3 protein-coding genes (1 of these 3 only partly in view) are annotated in these 2,358 nt (G+C 45.8%); 1 reads left to right on the forward strand and 2 read right to left on the reverse strand.

The genetic code is table 11. The features are described from left to right. Window positions 1-98, reverse strand: part of the annotated coding region (locus ACMHXH_RS10945; RefSeq protein ID WP_413738040.1) for a helix-turn-helix domain-containing protein (this coding region is incomplete at its 3' end). Its footprint begins 165 nt before the window's first position; 98 of its 263 annotated nt are in view. A 212-nt stretch (window positions 99-310) separates the two neighbouring features. Beyond that, window positions 311-1,171 (reverse strand): LysR family transcriptional regulator, encoded by an 861-nt coding sequence (locus tag ACMHXH_RS10950; RefSeq protein ID WP_413738047.1) that lies wholly within the window; start codon window positions 1,169-1,171, stop codon window positions 311-313. 63 nt (window positions 1,172-1,234) lie between these two features. On the opposite strand from ACMHXH_RS10950, the gene ACMHXH_RS10955 reads away from it, so the two are divergent. Beyond that, window positions 1,235-2,358 (forward strand): IS256 family transposase (locus ACMHXH_RS10955; protein ID WP_413737998.1); only part of this gene is annotated, 1,124 nt, incomplete at its 3' end.

Raw genomic sequence — 2,358 nt, forward strand, 5'->3', positions numbered from 1 at the left:
ACTTTCAGACGTTTTCCTATCTCCCGATAACTGAAACCCTCGCGTAAATAGGCCTCAATCTGGTATCGTTGTCCCTCGATCAACTGCTTGTAATTCATGGTAACTACTCATGTTTGTTTGGCGACTACAGAGTATCACCAACAGGCAGTTGATCTCTCCTCACCGTTTAACCATGAGTGGTGCACTTATTATCTGAATTCGGGCTAACTTAGTTGTGGGCATTAACTGGTTAGAATTTTTGTTCTACTTTGATGAATCATCATTGTAAAAAAAATTAGGTTTGTAGTACAAAACTCCGATAACCAACTTACTATCGATTTAACCACGGCGCCTTTTGGCATTGATCTTTTAGTAGAGATAAAAAGCCAGTGACTCGCGCCGACCTCTCATGCGCAGCAGAAGTCACTAGGGCAACAATATCGGCATTTGGAAGCTCGTAATCAGGTAATAGCCGCACTAATTTACCACTATCAATCTGTGATTGAATGTCCCATTCGGATCGCATGATGATCCCCAAGCCTTGTAACGCCCAGTCTTTAATCACTCTGCCCTCATTACTTGCAAGAGAAGGGCGAATACGAATACTTTCTATGGCCCCTGTCACTGCATGAGTAAAGCTCCACAGCGTGACATCTTCATTATTCTCTCTCAAGGCAATACATTGATGCTTCTTAAGATCTTGCGGAGTCTTAGGCTGTCCATGACGAGATAGATACTCCGGCGAAGCGCAAACAAAGCGTTTGTTTGGGGCCAAGCTCACCATCTTAAGGCTGGAATCCGCTAAGTGGCCAATGTAGATGATAATGTCCCATTTATGATGGTTTGCCCAGTTTGGGTTGTCTGACAATTCTAACTCCACCTCTAGGCGCGGATGAGCTTGTTTATACTCACCTAATAAAGGGGCTATCACATCGTTGCCAAAGCCAAGGGGCGCCAAAACTTGTAGACGACCACTGACATCCCCTCTGCTTTCATTGAGCTTATCGATGAGTTCATCCAAGTCCTCAAGGATCGAAATACCGGTATCGATTAAGACGCGCCCTTCTTCTGTTAGGCTAACCACACGCGAAGGTCGTTGAAGTAACTTAAGTGATAGCTTCTTTTCGATATGTTGAATACGCTGAGTGACTGATGGAGGCGTTATATTGAGCGCACGAGCTGCATCTGCCAATGTTCTAGGTAGTGTTCATAAATCTGTGTCATTTGAGTAATATACACCCAAAAGGATATTCAAATGACCAAACCTACATTCGACATGGAAGCCGCCATTGAAGCTCTGCGTGCAGGTAAAGACCTGACCGGCAAAGATGGTATTCTCACCCCACTCATTAAACAGCTTACTGAAGCGGCCCTCAATGTTGAGCTCGACCAACATCTTGAAGATAAGCAGCCTGGTAATCGCAGAAATGGCAAGACCAGTAAGACACTGAAGACCGCTACCGGTAGCTTTGAGCTGCATACTCCGCGTGACCGAGATGGCACCTTCGAGCCTCAGGTTGTAAAAAAGAACCAGACATACCTGACCGATGAGATGGAGCGGAAAATCATTGCGCTATTTTCACTGGGCACAAGTTATCAGGATATTCGTGCCCATATCGCCGATATCTACGGCATTGAAGTCCCCAATGGCACCATCAGCGCCATTACTGATAAACTGCTACCTGAGCTTCAGGCTTGGCGTGAACGTGATTTAGAAGCCCTGTATCCCATCCTCTGGCTTGATGCTATTCACTATAAAATCAAAGAGAATGGCCGCTTTGTCAGCAAAGCTGTGTACACCATTCTGGCGCTCAATGTAGAAGGAAAAAAGGAGCTGTTGGGCTTGTATATCTCAGACACTGAAGGTGCACATCAGTGGCTAAGTATACTAACCGATCTTCATAGTCGCGGTATTAAAGACATCCTGATTGCCTGTGTTGATGGCCTTAAAGGCTTCCCTGAAGCCATTGAAACCATTTACCCACATACAGAGGTGCAGTCATGCATCATTCATCAAATTCGTAACTCAATGAAATACGTAGCGTCTAAAAACCAGAAGGCGTTTATGGCTGATTTAAAGTGTGTCTATAAAGCCACAACCCTCAATGCAGCTGAGATGGCGCTGGACGAGCTGGAAGCCAAATGGGGCGACAAATATCCTGTGGTCATCAAGTCCTGGCGCAACAAGTGGGCGCTGTTATCGACCTATTTTAAGTACCCGGAATACGTGCGTAAGGCTATCTACACCACGAACGCGGTTGAGGCCGTACATCGTCAGTTTCGTAAACTGACGAAAACCAAGGGTGGTTTTGCCAACGAGAACAGTTTACTCAAACTGCTCTACGCCGGTATATTGAAGGCTCAGGAGCGGTGGTCACA

This window comes from Shewanella sp. BJSY2023SW001, from assembly GCF_047314685.1.
GTDB classification, from domain to species: Bacteria; Pseudomonadota; Gammaproteobacteria; order Enterobacterales; family Shewanellaceae; genus Shewanella; species Shewanella indica.